Below are 20,652 nucleotides of genomic sequence, written 5' to 3'. Positions count from 1 at the left end.
GGTAGGCGATAAAGCTACTCCTTCTTATATTTCTGTTTTTTCTTTTAGCTATTAATTTGTAAGATAGCTAATGTGACTTAAGTAAATGGTGAAAAAAGGAGTACTGAAAATGACAAGAGTGGATGGAAGACAGAAAAATGAATTAAGGCCGATAAACATCACGACGAACTTTATAAAGCATCCTGAAGGTTCTGTGTTAATTTCAGTTGGAGATACGAAAGTAATCTGTACAGCATCGGTTGAAGACAGAGTCCCACCTTTCATGCGCGGGCAAGGGAAAGGTTGGATTACTGCTGAATATTCGATGTTACCAAGAGCAACAGAACAGAGAACGATGAGAGAATCAACAAAAGGAAAAGTGACAGGGCGTACTATGGAAATTCAGCGTTTAATTGGCCGAGCATTACGTACTGTCGTAGATTTAAGTAAAATTGGCGAACGTACCATTTGGATTGATTGTGATGTAATACAAGCTGATGGCGGCACTAGAACAGCGTCTATTACTGGAGCATATGTTGCTATGGTTTTAGCACTACATAATCTTGTAAAACAAAATAAATTAAAAGAACTGCCAGTAAATAATTATTTAGCAGCAACTTCTGTTGGTATTATCGCAGAACATGGAGAAGTGTTAGATTTAAATTACATAGAAGATTCATCAGCAGAAGTAGATATGAATGTCGTTATGAATGACTCTTTTGAAATGGTCGAGGTACAAGGTACTGGAGAGGAAGCGACATTTAACCGTGGTCAGCTTAATGCACTTTTAGACCTAGCGGAAGAAGGAATTTTACAGCTGATTGAATGTCAAAAAGAAGCGTTGGGAGAAATTGTTAATCTAATTGGCCCTAAAGGTGGTAATAAAGGATGAAAGAGCTAATAATTGCCACTAATAATCAAGGGAAGGTTAAAGAATTCTCAAACATTTTTTCGAAAGTTGGATATGAAGTTAAATCATTAAAAGACTTTCCTAATCTTGAAGAGGTAGAAGAAACAGGAACAACGTTTGAAGAAAATGCGATATTGAAAGCAAAGTCTGTTGCTACTGCGCTTTCTAGCATAGTAATTGCAGATGATTCAGGGTTAGAAGTAGATGCGTTACAAGGTGAACCTGGTGTGTATTCAGCTCGGTATGCTGGCCTGGAGAAAAATGATATCGCTAATTACGAAAAAGTATTACAAAAATTAAAGGATGTACCTTACCAAAATCGAACAGCGAGGTTTGTTTGTGCACTGGCTATTGCTAAACCGGACGGTACTACGTTTACTGTGCGAGGGACATGCGAAGGTTCCATCACTACTGAGCCTGCAGGGGATAATGGTTTTGGATATGATCCAATCTTTTTCGTACCGTTACATCAAAAAACGATGGCACAGTTAACCCATGAAGAAAAAAATAATATTAGTCATCGAGGGAACGCAATTAAACAACTAATGGAACAGTGGAGTTCATTTAAAATAGAGGATGAATAATTTGAAAGTATTAATTATGAGCGACAGTCATGGTAATAAGGAACTGGTCACAACAGTTAAAGAACGTCATAGTGAAGAAGTGATCGCGATGATACATTGTGGGGATTCAGAGTTACCAAAAAATAGTAGAGAGATGAACAGTTTTCTATCAGTGCGTGGTAATTGTGATTACGATACATTGTACCCGGAAGTTTTAGTGGAGGATATTGAACAAACACGTTTCCTCATTACACACGGTCATTTACATCAAGTTAAAACGACGTTAATGCCATTAAAAAATAAAGCAGAAGAAGATAACGCCAACGTAGTTTGCTTCGGACACTCGCATATCGCTGGAACGGAAATGGTGGATCACGTATTATTTATTAATCCTGGCAGCATCCTGTTACCTAGAATGACAACGAAAAAAACATATGTTATACTAGAAGTAACAGAAAAGGAATATATAGTACATTACTATAATGATTTAGGTGACATCGTTCAGAGTCATACATTTACTAAACACGAGTAGAAGGGCTGTTTTGCTTTTCTACTCGGCTTGAAAAGTTTTTTTGAAAAAACTTTATAAAAGTAGTTGACTTTCCTAACGACATTTCATATAATAAATCTTGTCGTTAGGAAAGATAATGAAAATTCTACCATGTCCCAGTAGCTCAGCAGGATAGAGCACGATCGAATATGCTTCCTTGAATTTACTACAGCGTACCGATTGAGCCACTTCTTGAAATTAGCTTTCTGAAATCGGGACGACGGTTTAGAACGATAAGCAAGTTATTAATAAATTATTATATTGTCCCAGTAGCTCAGCAGGATAGAGCACGATCGAATATGCTTCCTTGAATTTACTACAGCGTACCGATTGAGCCACTTCTTGAATTAGCTTTCTGAAATCGGGACGACGGTTTAGAACGATAAGCAAGTTATTAATAAATTATTATATTGTCCCAGTAGCTCAGCAGGATAGAGCAACGGCCTTCTAAGCCGTGTGTCGGGGGTTCGAATCCCTCCTGGGACGCCATTTTTCTTATAAGAAACACCATCTAATTTTAAAAGTTGCCTTACAGCAATTTGTGAAATTATATGGTGTTTTTTCTTTTTGTATAAAATATGAGGTTGTGAAGCTCACACATCTCTATTTTATCAACATCATCCCTAAAACTCTCTATCTACACTTGTACTCAACATTAATCATTGATAAACTTGACTCAAATCTTTTTTGACTAGTAGGACGGTATAAATATGAATGATAAAAAGAAAAAAGTAGTTCCGTTTCCCAATTTAAAAAAGCGACTGTTAGAAAAAGCGATGGAATCGATGAAGGAAAGAAAATTTGAAGAAGCTCTTATTCTATTCGACCAAGCGCATGATAATTCTTTTGCCCATAGTGAAGTAGAATTAGGTAGTGTTGTATGTTTAATGGAATTAGGGCGCTTAACAGAAGCAAAAAACCGTTGTAAGAAGATGTTGCGAGAAGATGTTGGGGATTATTTTCACGTTTTACAAATTTATATTACGATATTAATTCAGTTAAAAGAATACGATGAAGTGAAAGTAACCATTGAAGCAATATTACAGGAAGATAAAATCCCTGCTGAACAAGCGCAAACGTTTTTTAAGTTATTAGACTTTGCGAGAAAAATGCTACCGAAAGGTGAATTTGAGGAATATAAAGAAGCACCAACAGATGATACCGTAAGTGACAATCTCTTAAAAGGGACTGTTCAAGAGCAATTTGGTGCCCTCCAACGTTTAAAAAGCTTAAATGCAAGGAGTTATCGGGAAGCAATTGAAACATATTTATTAGATGAAAGAATGCACCCTATTTTAAAAACAATACTGTTAGAAACATTGCATGATCAACAGTGGGATGACGAAACGAAAATAACGAAACTAGGACAAACAGTTTTAGTTCGTCCATCAAAGATGGACTTCCAAGAGATGGACCCGTTTTTTGCAGAGATAGGAAATCTCATAGAACGGCATGTATACTCCGAAAATCCGAGCCTTTTTGAAGCGTTAAAAGGGATGGTTTTTAAGTACCATACTGTTGTTTATCCTGTTGGGATGAACGAGGAAAATGCTAGTGCATGGGCTGCGAGTATACATTTAATTGGTCAACAGCTATATGGTATAGAAGATTCAATGGAGAAACTCTCACAATTATATAATGTAACTTTAGAAGATATAGAAAAAGTGAGCACCAAAGTACAAAAACTAGAAGAAATTTCATATTTGCAATTATAATCGAATCTGTTGAACTCCATGGATGTTATGTTATAATGTAAGGGTTGTAAACTGTAGTATTAATAATTTCCTTGTTTTTTTCATAGTAAATATGGAAATACAGTAGGAGACGGGTTCACCACATACATAGAAGTGGTCCAAACATTCGGTAATGATTTGTCAATTTTAAAAACAGCCATTACTATAGAAAAAATAGATTTTTTGGAGGGAAAAGTATGTCTGCAAAATGGGAAAAGTTAGAAGGAAATGAAGGTGTATTAACAGTTGAAGTTGATGTTGATACATTTAACAATGCCCTTGATGAAGCATTCAAAAAAGTAGTTAAGAAAGTAAACGTTCCAGGATTCCGTAAAGGAAAAATGCCTCGTCCGATGTTTGAAAAACGTTTCGGCGTGGAATCATTATATCAAGACGCTCTTGATATCCTACTTCCAGAAAGCTATGCAAAAGCAGTGGAAGAAGCAGGAATTGAACCAGTTGATCGTCCAGAAATCGATATCGAAACAATCGAACAAGGTCAACCAGTTGTATTTACTGCAAAAGTTACAGTAAAGCCTGAAGTAAAATTAGGTGAGTACAAAGGTCTTGAAGTTGAGCGTTTAGAAGCTACAGTTACAGACGAAGAAGTAGAAGCAGAATTAAAATCATTACAAGAGCGTCAAGCTGAACTTGTTGTAAAAGAAGAAGGTACCGTTGAAAATGGCGATACTGTAGTAATGGACTTTGAAGGATTTGTAAACGGTGAGGCTTTCGAAGGCGGAAAAGCTGAGAATTATTCTCTAGAAATCGGTTCTGGTTCTTTCATCCCTGGTTTTGAAGAGCAACTTGTTGGTTTAGAATCTGGAGCAGAAAAAGATGTGGAAGTAACATTCCCAGAAGAATACCATGCTGAAGATTTAGCTGGTCAACCTGCAGTATTCAAAGTGAAAGTTCATGAAATTAAAGGAAAAGAATTACCAGTGCTAGATGACGAATTTGCTAAAGATGTAGATGAAGAAGTTGAAACTTTAGATGCATTAAAAGCTAAAACGAGAGAGCGTTTAGAAACTGCTAAAAAACAAGATGCTGAAAATCACTTAAAAGATACTTTAATTGAAAAAGCAACAGAAAATGCAGAAGTTGACGTTCCAGAAGCAATGGTAAACACAGAATTAGACCGTATGCTACAAGAGTTTGAGCAACGTTTACAAATGCAAGGTATGAATTTAGAACTTTACTTCCAATTCTCTGGTCAAGACGAAGAAGCTCTACGTGGCCAAATGAAAGAAGATGCAGCTAAACGTGTGAAAATGAATTTAACATTAGAAGCAATCGTAAATGCTGAAAACATCGAAGTAACAGAAGAAGAAGTAAACAGTGAATTAGAAAACATGGCTACAATGTACAACATGACTGTTGATCAAATTAAGCAAGCATTAGGAAATGCTGAAGGCTTAAAAGAAGATTTAAAAATTAGAAAAGCAATCGATTTTCTTGTAGAAAACAGTAAAGATGTTGCATAATATTGAATAAGGAACAAGGCGCGACTTGCTCGTGCCTTGTTTTATACACAAAAGGCCTTTTTCTACATACAGTTTTGAAAGCAAAGTGTTAATTTTATGTTACATGGTTACAATAGTATGGACTCTTCTTTTCAATACTAATAAAGTACATAGCGATTTTTTTATTAACAGCAATTGCAAAAGATATGGTAAAATGCAGTACATAACACATAATTAGAAATAGTAGTATCCGAATATTTAGTGGATGGACGAGAAGAGAGAGAAATGATAAGGGGTGAAACGTTATGTTTAAGTTTAACGATGAAAAAGGACAATTGAAATGTTCTTTCTGCGGGAAAACACAAGATCAAGTGCGAAAACTAGTAGCAGGTCCGGGCGTATACATATGTGATGAATGTATAGAATTATGTACCGAAATTGTAGAAGAAGAGCTTGGAACTGAGGAAGAAGTAGAATTTAAAGATGTACCAAAACCAAAAGAAATTCGTCAAATATTAGACGAATACGTTATCGGCCAAGAAGCAGCTAAAAAAGCGCTATCCGTTGCAGTATATAACCACTACAAGCGTATTAATTCCAACAGTAAAATAGACGAAGTAGAACTTGCCAAATCTAATATTGCAATGATTGGACCAACTGGTAGCGGTAAAACATTACTTGCACAAACGCTAGCGCGTATTTTAAATGTACCTTTTGCAATTGCTGATGCAACTTCATTAACGGAAGCAGGATACGTTGGGGAAGATGTAGAAAATATTTTACTTAAATTAATTCAAGCTGCAGACTACGATGTAGAAAAAGCAGAAAAAGGTATTATTTATATTGACGAAATTGATAAAGTAGCACGTAAATCAGAAAACCCATCCATTACACGAGATGTTTCTGGTGAAGGTGTACAGCAGGCACTTCTGAAAATTTTAGAAGGTACTGTTGCAAGTGTGCCACCTCAAGGTGGACGTAAGCATCCTCATCAAGAATTCATTCAAATTGATACAACAAATATTCTATTTATTTGTGGTGGGGCTTTTGATGGAATTGAATCAATTATTAAGCGTCGATTAGGGAAAAAAGTTATTGGTTTTGGTACGGAAGGTAAAATGGACGAATTAGAACAGAAAGAATTACTTTCTAAAGTTCTTCCAGAAGACTTATTAAGATTTGGACTTATTCCTGAGTTTATTGGTCGTCTTCCTGTTACAGCAAGCTTAGAGCCATTAGACGAAGAGGCATTAGTTGAAATTTTAACAAAGCCGAAAAATGCACTAGTTAAACAATACAGTAAAATGTTAGAACTAGATAATGTTGAATTAGAATTTGAAGAAGCAGCACTTAAGGAAATTGCAACTAAAGCAATTGAACGAAAAACTGGTGCACGTGGACTTCGTTCAATCATTGAAGCGATTATGCTTGATGTGATGTTCGAATTACCTTCTCGTGATGACATTCAAAAATGTGTTATTACAGCGGAAACAGTTAAAGATGATGTTCCGCCAAAATTAATTTTAACGGACGGTTCAGAGTTACAAGAAGATAAAACTTCTGCTTAACAACAAACCTTGATGGCTCATGCTATCAAGGTTCTTTTTTATTTTTAAAGAGATAACAGTGCAAAATAGTTTTTTAATATAATAATTCATGGAAATTCACAGTGTTATATCCAAATATTATCCAATTAATAAATAGTTGTTTATTCCACCATTTGCACGGAAATACTAGCAAATAATCACAACTTAGAGTGCAGGAGGATAACTATGAATTGGACAGGTATTGCGCTGTTTATACAATTGTTTTTTGGGATTATCATTGGGCTCTACTTTTGGAATTTATTACGAAATCAACGTACACAGAAAGTATCAATTGATAAAGAGTCGAAGAAAGAAATGGAACAACTTCGAAAGATGCGTAGCATTTCGTTAACAGAGCCATTAGCAGAAAAGGTAAGACCAACTTCGTTCAACGATATTGTCGGACAAGAAGATGGAATAAAAGCTTTAAAAGCTGCTATTTGTGGACCGAATCCGCAACACGTCATCATTTATGGTCCTCCTGGTGTAGGGAAAACAGCAGCAGCACGACTCGTATTAGAAGAAGCAAAAAAGAATAGTAAATCTCCGTTTAAACCGAGTGCTATTTTTATTGAGCTAGATGCAACGACAGCTCGATTTGATGAAAGAGGAATTGCAGATCCGTTAATTGGTTCGGTTCATGATCCTATATACCAAGGAGCAGGAGCAATGGGACAAGCGGGTATTCCTCAACCAAAGCAAGGAGCCGTTACACACGCGCATGGTGGTATGCTCTTTATTGATGAAATTGGAGAGTTACACCCAATACAAATGAATAAGCTTTTAAAAGTATTAGAAGATCGAAAAATATTTTTAGAAAGTGCTTATTATAGTGAAGAAAACACTCAAATTCCAACACATATTCATGAAATTTTTCAAAAAGGTTTACCAGCCGATTTTCGTTTAGTTGGAGCTACAACGAGAACTCCAAACGAAATTCCACCAGCCATTCGGTCTCGTTGTATGGAAGTATTTTTTAGAGAGTTAGATCAAGAGGAATTAGCGGTAGTAGCGAGAAATGCTATTGAAAAAATTTATATGAAAGCACAAGAAGAAGGTATTCAATTGCTTGCTTCCTATTGCAGAAACGGTCGCGAAGTAGTCAATATGATGCAAATTGCTGCAGGTTTAGCAATAACGGAAGATCGCGAGGAAGTAACAGTGGAGGATATTGAATGGGTTGTACACTCCAGTCAACTATCGCCGAGAAATGAACAAAAAATAAAAGAAAAAGCACAAACTGGTTTAGTAAACGGATTAGCCGTATATGGACCAAACACTGGTGCATTATTAGAAATAGAAGTCACAGCTATTCCTAATGAAGAGAAAAAAGGGACAATTAATATTACAGGAATTGTTGAAGAAGAAAGTATTGGCAATCAAGGAAAATCGATACGCCGTAAAAGTATGGCAAAAGGTTCTGCTGAAAATGTTATTACAGTGCTCCGTGCGCTAGGTGTTCCTGCTGCTGATTATGATATACATATTAATTTTCCAGGGGGAATACCAATCGATGGACCTTCTGCTGGGATTGCAATGGCAACGGGAATTTATTCGGCTATTTTCAAATTACCAGTCGACAACTTAGTAGCAATGACCGGAGAAATTAGCATTCACGGTTCAGTTAAACCAATTGGTGGGGTTATTCCGAAAATAAAAGCTGCTAAACAAGCTGGAGCAAAGAAAGTAATCATCCCTCATGAAAATATGCAGTCAATTTTGAAGGAAATTGACGGAATTGAAATTATTCCAGTGAAGCAATTCCAAGAGGTGTTGCAAGTTGCTCTTCTTAGAGAAGTATCTGCAATAGAGGATGAGCATATCGACAAAGTAATTTCTGCTACATTACCGATCACTCAATCTGAATCAGTATAAAGATGAAGGCTCCTCACTATGTGGGGAGCCATTTCCTTTTCATTTTATATGCCTAGAACAACTACGACAGGGTATACTAATTATAGAAAATATAAAAGCTTTCTTCTTGCACTTACCATACTTAAAAGGTAAAATTTTTAGTACTATACATAAAATAGTCCCATTCGAACAATGGTACTTAAATTAGTGATGAATTTTAAAAAATAGAAAAGAACAACGTGGATAGAGCGTTCGGAGGTGTACTATGGCAACGAATAAAGAATATAAAATACCTCTACTGCCTTTACGTGGATTAATGGTTTTTCCAACGATGGTATTACATTTAGATGTAGGTAGAGATAAATCAATTCAAGCTTTAGAGCAAGCGATGTTAGAAGATCAATTAGTCTTGCTAACAACTCAAAAAGAAGTTGGGATTGATGATCCAACTGAAGATGATTTATTTGATTGGGGAACATTAACGAAAGTAAAGCAAATGTTAAAGTTACCAAATGGAACTTTACGCGTACTAGTAGAAGGGTTAGAACGTGCAAAAATAGAAGAATTGATCGAGGAAGAAACACATTGGGAAGCTCGTATCGTTACGTATCCAGATTTAGAGGACAAAGATGCAGAAGACGAAGCTTTAATGCGTACGCTACTAGAGTATTTTCATACATACACAAAGTTATCGAAAAAAACTTCTATTGAAACATATCATACTGTTTCAGATATTGCAGAACCAGGTAGGCTGGCTGACATTATTACGAGCCATTTACCGCTTAAAATGAAAGACAAGCAAAATATTTTAGAAATAACAGATGTGAAAGAAAGACTGCAACAAACAATTAACTACGTGAATAATGAAAAAGAAGTGCTGCAACTTGAAAAGAAAATTGGGATGAGAGTAAAGCGTTCAATGGAACGTACCCAAAAAGAATATTATTTACGTGAACAAATGAAGGCCATTCAAAAAGAGCTTGGTGAAAAAGAAGGTAAATTAGGGGAAGTAGACGAGCTAAAGCAAAAAATGGAAAAAGCTAAAATGCCTGAGCATGTAGAAAAGACGTTCTTAAAAGAATTAGACCGTTATGAAAAAATCCCTACAAGCTCCGCTGAAAGTGCCGTTATCCGAAATTATTTAGAATGGTTATTATCCTTACCATGGTCTATTTCTACAGAAGACCAATTAAATATTATTCGCGCAGAAGCAATTTTACATGAAGACCATTACGGGTTAGAAAAAGTAAAAGAGCGTGTGCTTGAATATTTAGCTGTTCAACAATTAACACAATCGTTAAAAGGACCTATCCTTTGTTTAGCGGGTCCTCCTGGAGTTGGTAAAACATCTTTAGCAAAATCAATTGCAAAATCGTTAGGAAGAAATTTTGTTCGAATTTCTTTAGGTGGCGTTAGAGATGAATCAGAAATAAGAGGACATCGTAAAACATACGTTGGTGCAATGCCAGGTCGAATTATTCAAGGAATGAAAAAAGCAGGTACGATTAACCCAGTATTCCTATTAGATGAAATAGATAAAATGTCAAACGACTTCCGTGGCGACCCATCTGCAGCCCTATTAGAAGTGTTAGACCCGGAGCAAAACAGTAACTTTAGCGATCATTACATTGAAGAAGCATATGATTTATCTAATGTAATGTTTGTTGCTACAGCCAATAATTTAGCAACAATTCCTGGTCCTTTACGTGACCGAATGGAGATTATTACGATTGCAGGTTATACGGAACTGGAAAAGCTTCATATTGCAAAAGATCATCTATTACCGAAGCAAGCGCGTGATCACGGCTTAACGAAAGGTACGTTACAAATGAGAGACGATGCCATCCTTTCTTTAATTCGCCATTATACGCGAGAGGCAGGTGTACGCTCGTTAGAACGTCAAATCGCTTCCATTTGTAGAAAAGCGGCAAAAATTATCGTTTCAGGTGAAAAGAAACGTATCGTAGTGACAGAAAAGGCAATTGTAGAATTCCTTGGTAAGCATATATTCCGCTATGGTCAAATGGAAGAAGAAGACCAAGTAGGAGTAGCGACAGGATTAGCATATACGACAGTAGGTGGAGATACCCTTTCAATTGAAGTATCTATCTCTCCAGGTAAAGGTAAGTTAATACTGACGGGTAAACTAGGGGATGTAATGAAAGAATCAGCACAAGCTGCATTCAGTTACATACGTTCGCGTGCAGCAGAATTAAATATTGATCCAGATTTTAATGAGAAAAACGATATTCATATTCACGTTCCAGAAGGGGCTGTACCGAAAGATGGACCTTCCGCAGGGATAACAATGGCAACAGCCTTAATATCAGCCTTGACTGGTAAACCTGTTAGAAGGAATGTCGGGATGACAGGTGAGATTACGTTACGTGGCCGCGTTTTACCGATCGGAGGACTGAAAGAGAAATCGTTAAGTGCCCATCGAGCTGGGTTAACGAAAGTTATTTTGCCTAAAGATAATGAAAAAGATTTAGAAGATATACCGGAAAGTATAAGAGAGCAATTAACATTCGTACTAGTTTCCCAATTAGACGAAGTGTTACAACATGCATTAGCAGGAGAGAATTCATGAAAGTTACACAAGCAGAAATCGTTATAAGTGCCGTAAAACCAGAGCAGTATCCAGTTGAGATGCTCCCAGAATTCGCGCTGGCAGGAAGATCAAATGTAGGAAAATCATCTTTCATTAACAAAATGATTAACCGTAAAAATTTAGCCCGTACTTCATCAAAGCCAGGTAAAACGCAAACATTAAATTTTTATTTAATTAATGAACTGTTACACTTCGTGGACGTACCAGGTTATGGATTCGCGAAAGTTTCTAAAAAAGAGCGTGAAGCTTGGGGACGTATGATAGAAACGTATTTAACAAACCGGAAACAATTAAAAGCGGTATTATTAATTGTTGATTTACGCCATCCGCCATCTAAAGATGACGTAATGATGTATGATTTTCTAAAGCATCATGAACTACCGGTTGTGGTCATTGCTACAAAGGCGGATAAGATTCCGAAGGGCAAGTGGCAAAAACATGTTAAAGTAGTGAAAGAAACGTTAGATTTAGATCCTCAAGATGAAGTTATTACTTTCTCTTCTGAAACGGGTCAAGGGAAAGATGAAATTTGGGGTATTATTAAAAATAGAATGTAATATGTTAGGAAGAAGAGGCTGAGACAAAACTAAAATAATCATCATAAAAACGAACAATCGTAGAACTAGCGAAGTATATTTCCAGAGCGGGTTATTTCCCCGCTACTACTTTTTGTTCGTTTTTTACTTTGATTAAAATAGTTATGTCGCAACCTCTTCTTCTTTTTTGTTTCCTGTTCAGAACATAGATAATAAATATTTTAAAAGCTCTAAATTTAAATCTCCATATGTATTCCTCATTTGCAATGACAAAACAAGTTCTAATTGTCCCAAATATTTAATAAAAATAAATAAGCTTACAATTTGTACAGCCTACAAGTAGTAATCATGAATATGGTGGAGCATGATGGGGGATCTCTGTGGATGTACGAGTTATGTGGCTCTGTTGGTTAAATATACAGAATTATTAATAAATTTGTTCGTATATGCAATTTGTAGAAAGAAGCGTCTATTGCTACCATTTTAAGTAGAGAAAAAAGGGGGACAAAAGTATGAAGAAAGTGTTGATTGTTGCTGTTTTCTTTTTGTTAACGATGGTTATAGCAGCATGTGGAACTAGCTCGGGTGGTTCAAGTAGTGAAGGGGCAGTGGAAACAGAAGAAGGATATAAATTAGTAAAAAAAGATAGTTTCTCCTTTGCTTCTTCGGGAGAATTTAAGCCTTTTAGTATGACAGATGGTAGTGGAGAAATGTCGGGCTTTGATATTGACGTTGCAAACGCAGTAGCGAAAGAACTTGGCCTAGAGCCTGTTCAACATAAGCAGTCTTTTGCAACGATTGTAGAAGGTGTGAAAAATGGACGTTTTGATGTAGCCGTTGCAAGTCATACGATCACGGAAGAACGTTTGAAAGAAATTGACTTCTCTATTCCTTACTATTATTCGGGTGCCCAAATTTTTGTTCGTCCAGATAGTGATATTCAAACTTTAGATGATTTGAAAGGCTTAGAAGTAGCTGTTTCTCGCGGGTCCACCTATGCGGATTTAATGAGTGAAGTAACAGATAATATCATTTATTATGATAGCGATGTTGTAGCGTTAGAGACTTTAAACACTGGTCGTCATGATGCGGTAGTAACAGACTTCGTAACTGGTAGAGAAGCGATTGGTGCCGGAATGGTGTTAGAGGGTCGTGAACTTTTAGAGCGAAGTGAACAGGCAATCGGAGTTGCGAAAGGAAACGATAAATTGTTAGAAGCTATTAATGAAGCATTGCAAAAGCTACGTGATAGCGGAGAATTAGCTGAAATTAGTGAGAAATATTTTGGAGAAGATATCACCACAGACCCTGACGACCAATAATGTAAAATGGCAAAATGTGTGGCGGCTTCGTCACACATTTTTTATTCAAGAAAAAGTAGATTAATAGAAGCTAGAGGAGTGTGATGAAATTTGCCGACGTTAACACATTTTTTTGACGTACTTTTCAGTAGTTCGGATATATTCATTGAAGGGGCAATGAAGACTTTTTATGTAACGATTGTTTCGATAGCTTTAGGACTTATAGTTGGGCTTTTCATTGCCTTTTTAAAATTATCAAAAATAAAAATACTAGAATTTATAGCTAATATGTATATTTATATTGTTAGAGGAACACCACTCATAGTTCAAATCTTCTTCTTTTATCACGGTTTAGCCCAATTAGGTATTAGTGCTTTTTGGTCTGTAACGTTAGCGCTAACTTTCCATAACGGTGCCTATATTGCAGAAATATTTAGAGGCTCCATTCAATCGATTGATAAGGGACAAACAGAGGCAGCCCGCTCATTAGGAATGCCTTTAAGCTTGACGATGCGGAGAATTATTTTACCTCAAGCGTTTAAAAGGGCATTACCACCTTTAGGTAATCAGTTTATCATCGGATTAAAAGATTCTTCCCTTGCGGCATTTGTAGGTTATTATGAACTGTTTGCTAGAGCACAAACGTTAGGAGCAAATACGTTTGACTATATGACACATCTATTAGTTGTAGCTGTTTACTATTTAGTACTCGTTGGAATTTTAACGGTTATAGTAAATCGTTTAGAAATGAAATTTTCTGCAAATGAAAGGTAGGGTGAAGCAGTTGGAAAATAAACAGATGATCGAAGTACAAAACTTAAACAAATCATTTGGAGATTTACATGTTTTAAAAGACATTTCCTTGTCTATTAAAAATAAAGAAGTTGTATGTTTAATAGGAGCTAGTGGTTCCGGGAAAAGTACGCTACTACGCTGCTTGAACTTTCTAGAATTAAAAGATAGTGGTTCTATTGTTATTGACTCTAAGGAAATTGATATTAAGAAGGATGATTTAAATAAAGTAAGGCAACGAGTAGGAATGGTGTTTCAACATTTTCATCTCTTTCCTCATATGACCGTTCTTGAAAATGTAATAGAAGCGCCAATCCAAGTTAGCGGGCTTTCAAAAGAAGAAGCGGAGGAAAGAGCGCATGATTTATTGAAAAAAGTAGGTCTTGAAGATAAAGTAAACGTTTATCCAGAAAAGCTATCGGGTGGTCAAAAACAGCGTGTAGCCATTGCTCGAGCCTTAGCGATGAAACCCGATGTGATGTTGTTTGATGAGCCAACATCAGCACTAGATCCAGAGTTAGTCGGGGAAGTGTTAAGAACGATGAAGCAGCTTGCATATGAAGGAATGACGATGGTCGTCGTTACCCACGAAATGGGCTTTGCTCAAGAAGTAGCCGACCGTGTTATCTACCTTCACGACGGTAAAATAGTCGAAGAAGGAGACCCAGAACAAGTATTCAACAACCCAAAACACGAAAGAACAAAAGAATTCCTAGATGCGGTTTTATAAAAAATTAATAATATAGGTTTTGCCTAATATCTAAGAAGTTAATAGAGTACCCATGCAAGTGAAATTTGCATCTTGAGAAATTTAAAAATAAGGGAACTGCTATAAAGTTTTTACTTTCGAGGTCCAGAACCGTGAGTGGAACGTAGCGGAAGGTGCGAGACTCCTGCGGGAAGAAGAGGAATCGGGAGACCCCACAGGGCTTTAGCCCGAGGAGGCTCCCGTTTCTCCCCGCGGAAAGCGAGTACCTGCAGCGCAGTGGAACGAACAAACTTAAACCACTTTCCAATTTTAAGTATGATAATAAACAATATTGCTATAATGAAATGCTATTTTTCCTAAATGCGCTAATTTTAAAGGTGGAAACCCATTCAAAATATATAAATAAAACGAAAAACTCTCCATTACTATCATTAGGAGAGTTTTTTAATGTATAAAATTATTTCCTTTTAAAGAATAATAAGTATATACCTATAATAATAAAAAATAATGGCCAAAATGTGTGAAGAAAGGAAAATCCTTTCTCGAACATGCCGAGAAATGAGTTAGAAAATAAGAAGAATCCTGAAATTAACAATAACACAACACTTTCCAGCAAACCTTGCTTAGTTTTCAACCAACGTAGAAAAAAACCAATCGCTACAATTAATATAATCATAGCAGCATCATCTGGCCAAAACGCAAACTTATTTTTTACTTGAAAGTGGACTCCAACACCAAGTAGAGCAATTCCAGGCAAAATATTTCCGGCATCACTTTGTTTATACGCTTGAATGACAATACCTAGGCCGATTATGAGCAAAAACGTGGTCCATGTAAAAAAGCCATCCCAAATCTCAATATGTAATTGTTGAAGTAAAAAGTAAACACCAAAGCCAACTAGTAAAAACCCAGATAAAAAACTATTTTTTTTCATACTCTCTCTCCAATTCAATCTCTTGATATTCAACCTATATTTTGTTAATCTGATAACGGATATAAAATTAGAATAATTATAAAGTATAAAATTCAATTCATTTTCTGTTCACATTTTACCAAATGTTTTAGTAAATAGTCATGTTATAATGAAAACAGTGAGAAATTTTTTGGGGGTGCTATTACAAATGCACATTATCATGGTCGGTCTAAACTATAAGAATGCCCCTGTAGAAATCAGAGAAAAATTAACTTTCGATCCTTCCGAAATTGAAGGGGCAATGATCGAATTAAAAGGGCGTAAATCAGTTTTAGAAAACGTTATTGTTTCAACGTGTAATCGTACGGAAATATATGCGGTAGTAGACCAAGTTCATACTGGACGTTATTATATTAAATCATTTCTTTCCGATTGGTTCGGAATAGATAAAGAAGACTTTTCACCTTATTTAAATATATATGAAAAAGATGGTGCTGTGGAGCATTTATTCCGAGTTGCTTGTGGACTTGATTCGATGGTGTTAGGGGAAACGCAAATTTTAGGTCAAGTTCGTAGTAGTTTCTTAACAGCCCAAGAGAATGAAACAGTAGGAACGATATTCAACCATTTATTTAAACAAGCTATAACTGTAGCAAAGCGTGCACACTCCGATACAGACATCGGGGCGAATGCCGTTTCTGTTAGTTATGCAGCGGTAGAGCTTGCGAAAAAGATTTTTGGAAATCTACAAGACAAGCATGTACTCATTTTAGGCGCTGGTAAAATGGGAGAATTAGCTGTTCAAAACCTTCATAGTAATGGCGTAGAAAAAGTAACGGTTATGAATAGAACATTAGAAAAAGCTGAAACGTTAGCAAATAAATTTGCTGGCCAAGCCGTTTCCTTAAAGGAAATGTCATGTGCCTTAACAGAAGCAGATATTTTAATTTCTTCTACTGGTGCTAAAGATTATGTATTAACGAAAGAAGATATGATTCACGTAGAGAAGATTCGTAGAGGCCGTCCATTATTTATGGTCGATATTGCTGTTCCACGTGACTTAGACCCAGCAATTCAAGAGTTAGAAAATGTTTTTCTATATGATATAGATGATTTACAAGGAATTGTCCAAGCTAACTTAGCTGAACGACAAAAAGCTGCCGAAGCAATTGAGCTCTTTATTGAAGAAGAACTAGTAGAATTTAACGAATGGTTAAATATGCTAGGAGTTGTTCCAGTAATTTCTGCACTCCGTCAAAAAGCGTTAGGTATTCAAGCTGAAACAATGGATAGTCTTCAACGTAAATTACCTAACTTATCGGAAAGAGAAATTAAAGTGTTAAACAAGCATACGAAGAGTATTATCAATCAAATGCTTCGCGATCCTATTCTACAGGCTAAAGAATTAGCAGGTAAACCGGATGCAGATGATTCGTTACAACTTTTCACTAAAATATTTAATATAGAAGAAGCAGTACTAGAAGAAACGAAATCTCAATACTATTCGCTCCAACGAGAGAAGGGCACTTCCAATAATGTCGCAATCGTAGCTCATGCGACTATGCAATCGTAAGTGAGGACAAAAAAAGTATGCTAGAGATTACTATAGCTAGGCTATATGAATTTATGACAGTTCTATACGCCTTAAGTGTGCTCTTATATTTTATTGATTTTCTTCATAAAAACCGGAAGGCCAATAAAACAGCCTTCTGGTTACTTGCAATTGTTTGGGTGCTTCAAACAATTTTTTTGTTTTTGCGGATGCTAGATACAGGGAGAATACCTATTCTCACGTTGTATGAAGGAATGTTTTTTTATATATGGGTGTTAATTACCTTGTCATTAATCATTAATCGACTATTAAAAATTGACTTTATCGTCTTTTTTACAAATGTAATAGGGTTTCTAATAATGGCAATTCATACATTCACTCCGTATCAACATGGCTCCCAAGTAGTTGCTCAACAACTGGAATCAGAGTTATTAATTTTCCATATAACGTTGGCTATTCTTTCGTATGGTGCCTTTTCTTTATCTTTTACTTTTTCATTACTATATTTAATCCAATATGAGCTGTTGAAAAAGAAAAAATGGGGAAAGTTGCTACTACGAATACAAGATTTATCAAAGCTTGATCATATGTCCTATGTGCTAAATGTAATAGGTGTACCACTTTTTTTATTATCATTAATTTTAGGTACGATATGGGCTTATATGAAAATACCTCATTTCCATTGGTATGATATGAAAGTAATTGGCTCTGTTCTTGTATTAGCCTCTTACAGTTTATACTTATATAAACGACTGAGGGAAGGGTTAAGTGGCAAGGCTATTGCTAATTGGAATATTATTGCGTTTTTAGTAGTCCTTGTAAATTTCTTGTTATTAGGTAGATTATCAAATTTTCATTTTTGGATATTGTAAAAAGCCTAAAGATAGAGCTTTAGGTAAGGAGGAAATATGAGAAAAATTATTGTAGGGTCAAGAAGAAGTAAATTAGCGATTACACAAACTAACTGGGTAATCGAGCAATTAAAAAAATTAGGTGCACCTTTTGAATTTGAAGTAAAAGAAATTGTGACAAAAGGCGATCAAATTTTAGATGTTACGTTATCTAAAGTTGGTGGGAAAGGTCTTTTCGTAAAAGAAATTGAACAAGCGATGATGGATAAAGAAATTGATATGGCAGTACATAGTATGAAAGATATGCCTGCAATTTTGCCACCAGGTTTAACAATTGGTTGTATACCTTTTAGAGAAGACCATCGCGATGCTTTTATTTCAAAAAATCATGTGAAATTTGAAGATCTACCTTCTGGTGCTGTAGTAGGAACGAGTAGTTTACGCCGCGGTGCTCAGTTACTAGCAAAACGTAATGATATTGAGATAAAATGGATTCGTGGTAATATCGATACGAGACTAGCAAAATTGGAAACAGAAGACTACGATGCGATTATTTTGGCTGCAGCTGGACTTGCACGTATGGGATGGTCTCGTAACGTAGTAACGGAATTCCTTGATGATGAACTATGTGTTCCAGCAGTTGGGCAAGGAGCATTATCGATAGAATGCCGTGAAGATGATCACGAACTATTAGAAGCGCTTCAACTATTAAACGATCCAACAACAGAAAAGGCAGTTAAAGCAGAGCGATCCTTCCTTCATAAAATGGAAGGTGGTTGCCAAGTGCCAATTGCAGGCTTTGCAACAGTGAAAGAAAATGGAGAGGTAGCACTAACAGCATTAGTCGGTACACCGGACGGATCGGTTATTTATAAAGAAACGATTACTGGAGAAGATCCAATCGAAATCGGTTTAGATGCAGCAAAGCTACTAACAGAACAAGGTGCAAAAAAATTAATTGACGATGTAAAAAAGGAGCTTGAAAAGTAATGGAAAGTCGATTACCGCTTGCAAATAAACGGATTGTTATAACAAGAAGTAAAGAGCAAGCAGTAGACTTTTCTAACAGGATTGAGCAGTTAGGAGGGGCTGTTATTACTGTCCCTCTTATTCAATTTTCGTTTCCTAAGGAAGTTGATATTTTGGAAAACGAGCTTGCTGCTAATGTTCAGAACGCTGATGTCATCGTCTTTACTAGTGTGAATGGAGTAGATTTTTTTCAGAAATTATATAATGGGAAAATGAATGCTCAAATAGCAGCAGTAGGTACAAAGACTAGGAAAGCACTTCAAAACATTGGATTAGAAACAACGATGATGCCGAACTTTTTTACGGCGGAGCATTTAGTGGAAACATTGAAAGAGCATGTGCCGTTACATAAATCTATTTTATTAATCCAAGGAAATTTGGCCCGACCAGTATTGCGTGAACAACTGCAAAGTTTAGGGTACAATGTAAAACAAATGATTGTCTATGAAAACAAAGTGGATGAACAAGGTGTAGAAGCTTTGGAACAATTAAAGAAAGATTCAGTCGATATGATTACGTTTACAAGTCCCTCTACTGTTCATTCATTTTTATCGAGAATTCATCAAAGTGAAGTAAATGCGAAAGTCGCTGTTATCGGTCCAATTACGAAAAATGCAGCTGAAAGAGCTGGGCTACCTGTTCACGTTTGTCCTTTGGAAGACTTTACAACAGATGGGCTAATACATGAGATTATCGCTTATTACAATAAGGAGGAAGCTAAAAGATGAAAGAACTACAATTTCAACGTCATCGCCGTTTACGTTCTTCTCATAGTATGAGAGCGTTAGTGAGAGAAACATACTTACATAAAGAAGATTTAATTTACCCGATTTTTGTAGTAGAAGGGGAAAATATTAAAAATGAAGTTCCATCTATGCCAGGGGTATTTCATATTTCATTAGATTACTTACAGGCAGAAATGCAAGAGGTGACAGATTTAGGTATTAAATCTGTAATCGTATTCGGTGTCCCTGCAGAAAAAGATGAGCTAGGAACGTCAGCCTATCACGATCATGGTATCGTTCAAAAAGCTGTTGCTCAAATTAAACAGTCTTTCCCTGAGTTAGTCGTTATTGCAGACACTTGCTTATGTCAATATACTAGTCATGGACATTGTGGCATCGTCGAAGAAGGACAAGTATTAAATGATCCGACGTTAAATTTATTAGCACAAACTGCAGTTAGTCAAGCAAAAGCTGGTGCTGATATTATCGCTCCGTCGAACATGATGGATGGCTTCGTAGCAGCTATTCGTCAAGGATTAGACGAAAGTGGATTTGAACATATTCCTATCATGTCTTATGCAGTAAAATATGCTTCAGCCTTTTACGGCCCATTCCGTGACGCTGCCCATAGCTCCCCACAATTCGGTGATCGTAAAACGTATCAAATGGACCCAGCTAACCGAATGGAAGCATTGCGTGAAGCGGAATCAGATATTATGGAAGGTGCTGACTTTTTAATTGTGAAGCCGGCATTATCTTATCTTGATATTATTCGCGATGTAAAAAATAACTTTAACGTTCCGATGGTTGCTTATAACGTAAGTGGAGAATACTCGATGATTAAAGCAGCTGCTCAAAACGGATGGATCAATGAACAAGAAATCGTAATGGAAATGTTAACGAGTATGAAGCGCGCTGGCGTAGATTTAATTTTAACGTATCATGCAAAAGATGTAGCACGTTGGCTATCTGATCAAAAATAAAAGGTAGAGGGT

General features: G+C 36.2%; 18 protein-coding genes and 1 tRNA gene. 18 read left to right on the top strand and 1 reads right to left on the bottom strand.

Annotation, left to right across the window (positions count from 1 at the left end):
- The first annotated feature begins 109 nt into the window (after window positions 1-109).
- The 13 genes from rph (at window position 110) to O1A01_RS19190 (ending at window position 14,608) form a co-directional block, all read left to right on the top strand.
- Window positions 110-871, top strand: a complete 762-nt coding sequence (rph, locus tag O1A01_RS19250; protein WP_066420245.1) for a ribonuclease PH — start codon at window positions 110-112, stop codon at window positions 869-871.
- Window positions 868-1,473 carry an XTP/dITP diphosphatase gene (locus tag O1A01_RS19245; RefSeq protein ID WP_066420244.1) on the top strand — a complete coding sequence of 202 codons (606 nt, stop codon included), beginning with the start codon at window positions 868-870 and terminating at the stop codon, window positions 1,471-1,473. The genes rph and O1A01_RS19245 overlap by 4 nt, the downstream gene beginning before the upstream one ends.
- A gap of 1 nt (window position 1,474) precedes the next feature.
- Complete coding sequence (locus O1A01_RS19240; protein WP_270064773.1) at window positions 1,475-1,984, top strand: metallophosphoesterase; 510 nt, start codon at window positions 1,475-1,477, stop codon at window positions 1,982-1,984.
- A 430-nt stretch (window positions 1,985-2,414) separates the two neighbouring features.
- Window positions 2,415-2,491: transfer RNA gene (locus O1A01_RS19235), tRNA-Arg, on the top strand.
- A gap of 221 nt (window positions 2,492-2,712) precedes the next feature.
- Window positions 2,713-3,717 (top strand): tetratricopeptide repeat protein, encoded by a 1,005-nt coding sequence (locus O1A01_RS19230; protein ID WP_066420241.1) that lies wholly within the window; start codon window positions 2,713-2,715, stop codon window positions 3,715-3,717.
- 215 nt (window positions 3,718-3,932) lie between these two features.
- Window positions 3,933-5,219: a trigger factor gene (tig, locus tag O1A01_RS19225; protein ID WP_066420240.1), complete on the top strand. Its 1,287-nt coding sequence runs from the start codon at window positions 3,933-3,935 to the stop codon at window positions 5,217-5,219.
- Between the two features lie 284 nt (window positions 5,220-5,503).
- A complete protein-coding gene (clpX, locus tag O1A01_RS19220) occupies window positions 5,504-6,766 on the top strand; it encodes an ATP-dependent protease ATP-binding subunit ClpX (RefSeq protein WP_270064772.1) in 1,263 nt (420 codons plus the stop codon).
- 204 nt (window positions 6,767-6,970) lie between these two features.
- A complete protein-coding gene (lonB, locus tag O1A01_RS19215) occupies window positions 6,971-8,659 on the top strand; it encodes an ATP-dependent protease LonB (RefSeq protein ID WP_270064771.1) in 1,689 nt (562 codons plus the stop codon).
- A 244-nt stretch (window positions 8,660-8,903) separates the two neighbouring features.
- Window positions 8,904-11,228, top strand: a complete 2,325-nt coding sequence (lon, locus tag O1A01_RS19210; RefSeq protein ID WP_270064770.1) for an endopeptidase La — start codon at window positions 8,904-8,906, stop codon at window positions 11,226-11,228.
- Entirely contained in the window at window positions 11,225-11,806 is a 582-nt protein-coding gene (yihA, locus tag O1A01_RS19205; protein WP_066420236.1) for a ribosome biogenesis GTP-binding protein YihA/YsxC, read from the top strand. Before lon ends, yihA begins: the two co-directional genes overlap by 4 nt.
- A gap of 491 nt (window positions 11,807-12,297) precedes the next feature.
- On the top strand, window positions 12,298-13,107 hold the full coding sequence (locus O1A01_RS19200; RefSeq protein ID WP_066421995.1) for a transporter substrate-binding domain-containing protein: 810 nt from the start codon (window positions 12,298-12,300) through the stop codon (window positions 13,105-13,107).
- A gap of 90 nt (window positions 13,108-13,197) precedes the next feature.
- Window positions 13,198-13,860: an amino acid ABC transporter permease gene (locus tag O1A01_RS19195; RefSeq protein ID WP_066421993.1), complete on the top strand. Its 663-nt coding sequence runs from the start codon at window positions 13,198-13,200 to the stop codon at window positions 13,858-13,860.
- A gap of 10 nt (window positions 13,861-13,870) precedes the next feature.
- Window positions 13,871-14,608: an amino acid ABC transporter ATP-binding protein gene (locus O1A01_RS19190; RefSeq protein ID WP_066421990.1), complete on the top strand. Its 738-nt coding sequence runs from the start codon at window positions 13,871-13,873 to the stop codon at window positions 14,606-14,608.
- A gap of 436 nt (window positions 14,609-15,044) precedes the next feature.
- Here O1A01_RS19190 and O1A01_RS19185 read toward each other — a convergent pair whose 3' ends face one another.
- Window positions 15,045-15,521, bottom strand: coding sequence for a LiaF transmembrane domain-containing protein (locus tag O1A01_RS19185; protein ID WP_066414424.1), 477 nt, complete (start codon window positions 15,519-15,521; stop codon window positions 15,045-15,047).
- 187 nt (window positions 15,522-15,708) lie between these two features.
- On the opposite strand from O1A01_RS19185, the gene hemA reads away from it, so the two are divergent.
- The 5 genes from hemA to hemB are packed head-to-tail and all read left to right on the top strand — an operon-like array spanning window position 15,709 to window position 20,640.
- Window positions 15,709-17,073: a glutamyl-tRNA reductase gene (gene hemA, locus O1A01_RS19180; protein ID WP_066414422.1), complete on the top strand. Its 1,365-nt coding sequence runs from the start codon at window positions 15,709-15,711 to the stop codon at window positions 17,071-17,073.
- 17 nt (window positions 17,074-17,090) lie between these two features.
- Window positions 17,091-17,924 carry a cytochrome C assembly family protein gene (locus O1A01_RS19175; protein ID WP_066414420.1) on the top strand — a complete coding sequence of 278 codons (834 nt, stop codon included), beginning with the start codon at window positions 17,091-17,093 and terminating at the stop codon, window positions 17,922-17,924.
- Window positions 17,925-17,960: 36 nt separating this feature from the next.
- Window positions 17,961-18,893, top strand: a complete 933-nt coding sequence (gene hemC / locus O1A01_RS19170) for a hydroxymethylbilane synthase (RefSeq protein WP_270064769.1) — start codon at window positions 17,961-17,963, stop codon at window positions 18,891-18,893.
- Complete coding sequence (locus tag O1A01_RS19165) at window positions 18,893-19,660, top strand: uroporphyrinogen-III synthase (protein WP_270064768.1); 768 nt, start codon at window positions 18,893-18,895, stop codon at window positions 19,658-19,660. The genes hemC and O1A01_RS19165 overlap by 1 nt, the downstream gene beginning before the upstream one ends.
- A complete protein-coding gene (gene hemB, locus O1A01_RS19160; protein ID WP_066414414.1) occupies window positions 19,657-20,640 on the top strand; it encodes a porphobilinogen synthase in 984 nt (327 codons plus the stop codon). Before O1A01_RS19165 ends, hemB begins: the two co-directional genes overlap by 4 nt.
- Window positions 20,641-20,652 lie beyond the last annotated feature (12 nt).

This window comes from Sutcliffiella sp. NC1, from assembly GCF_027594365.1.
GTDB classification, from domain to species: domain Bacteria; phylum Bacillota; class Bacilli; order Bacillales; family Bacillaceae_I; genus Sutcliffiella; species Sutcliffiella cohnii.
Note: the sequence above shows the minus strand (reverse complement) of the source record. Positions and strands in the feature narration are given on the sequence as shown.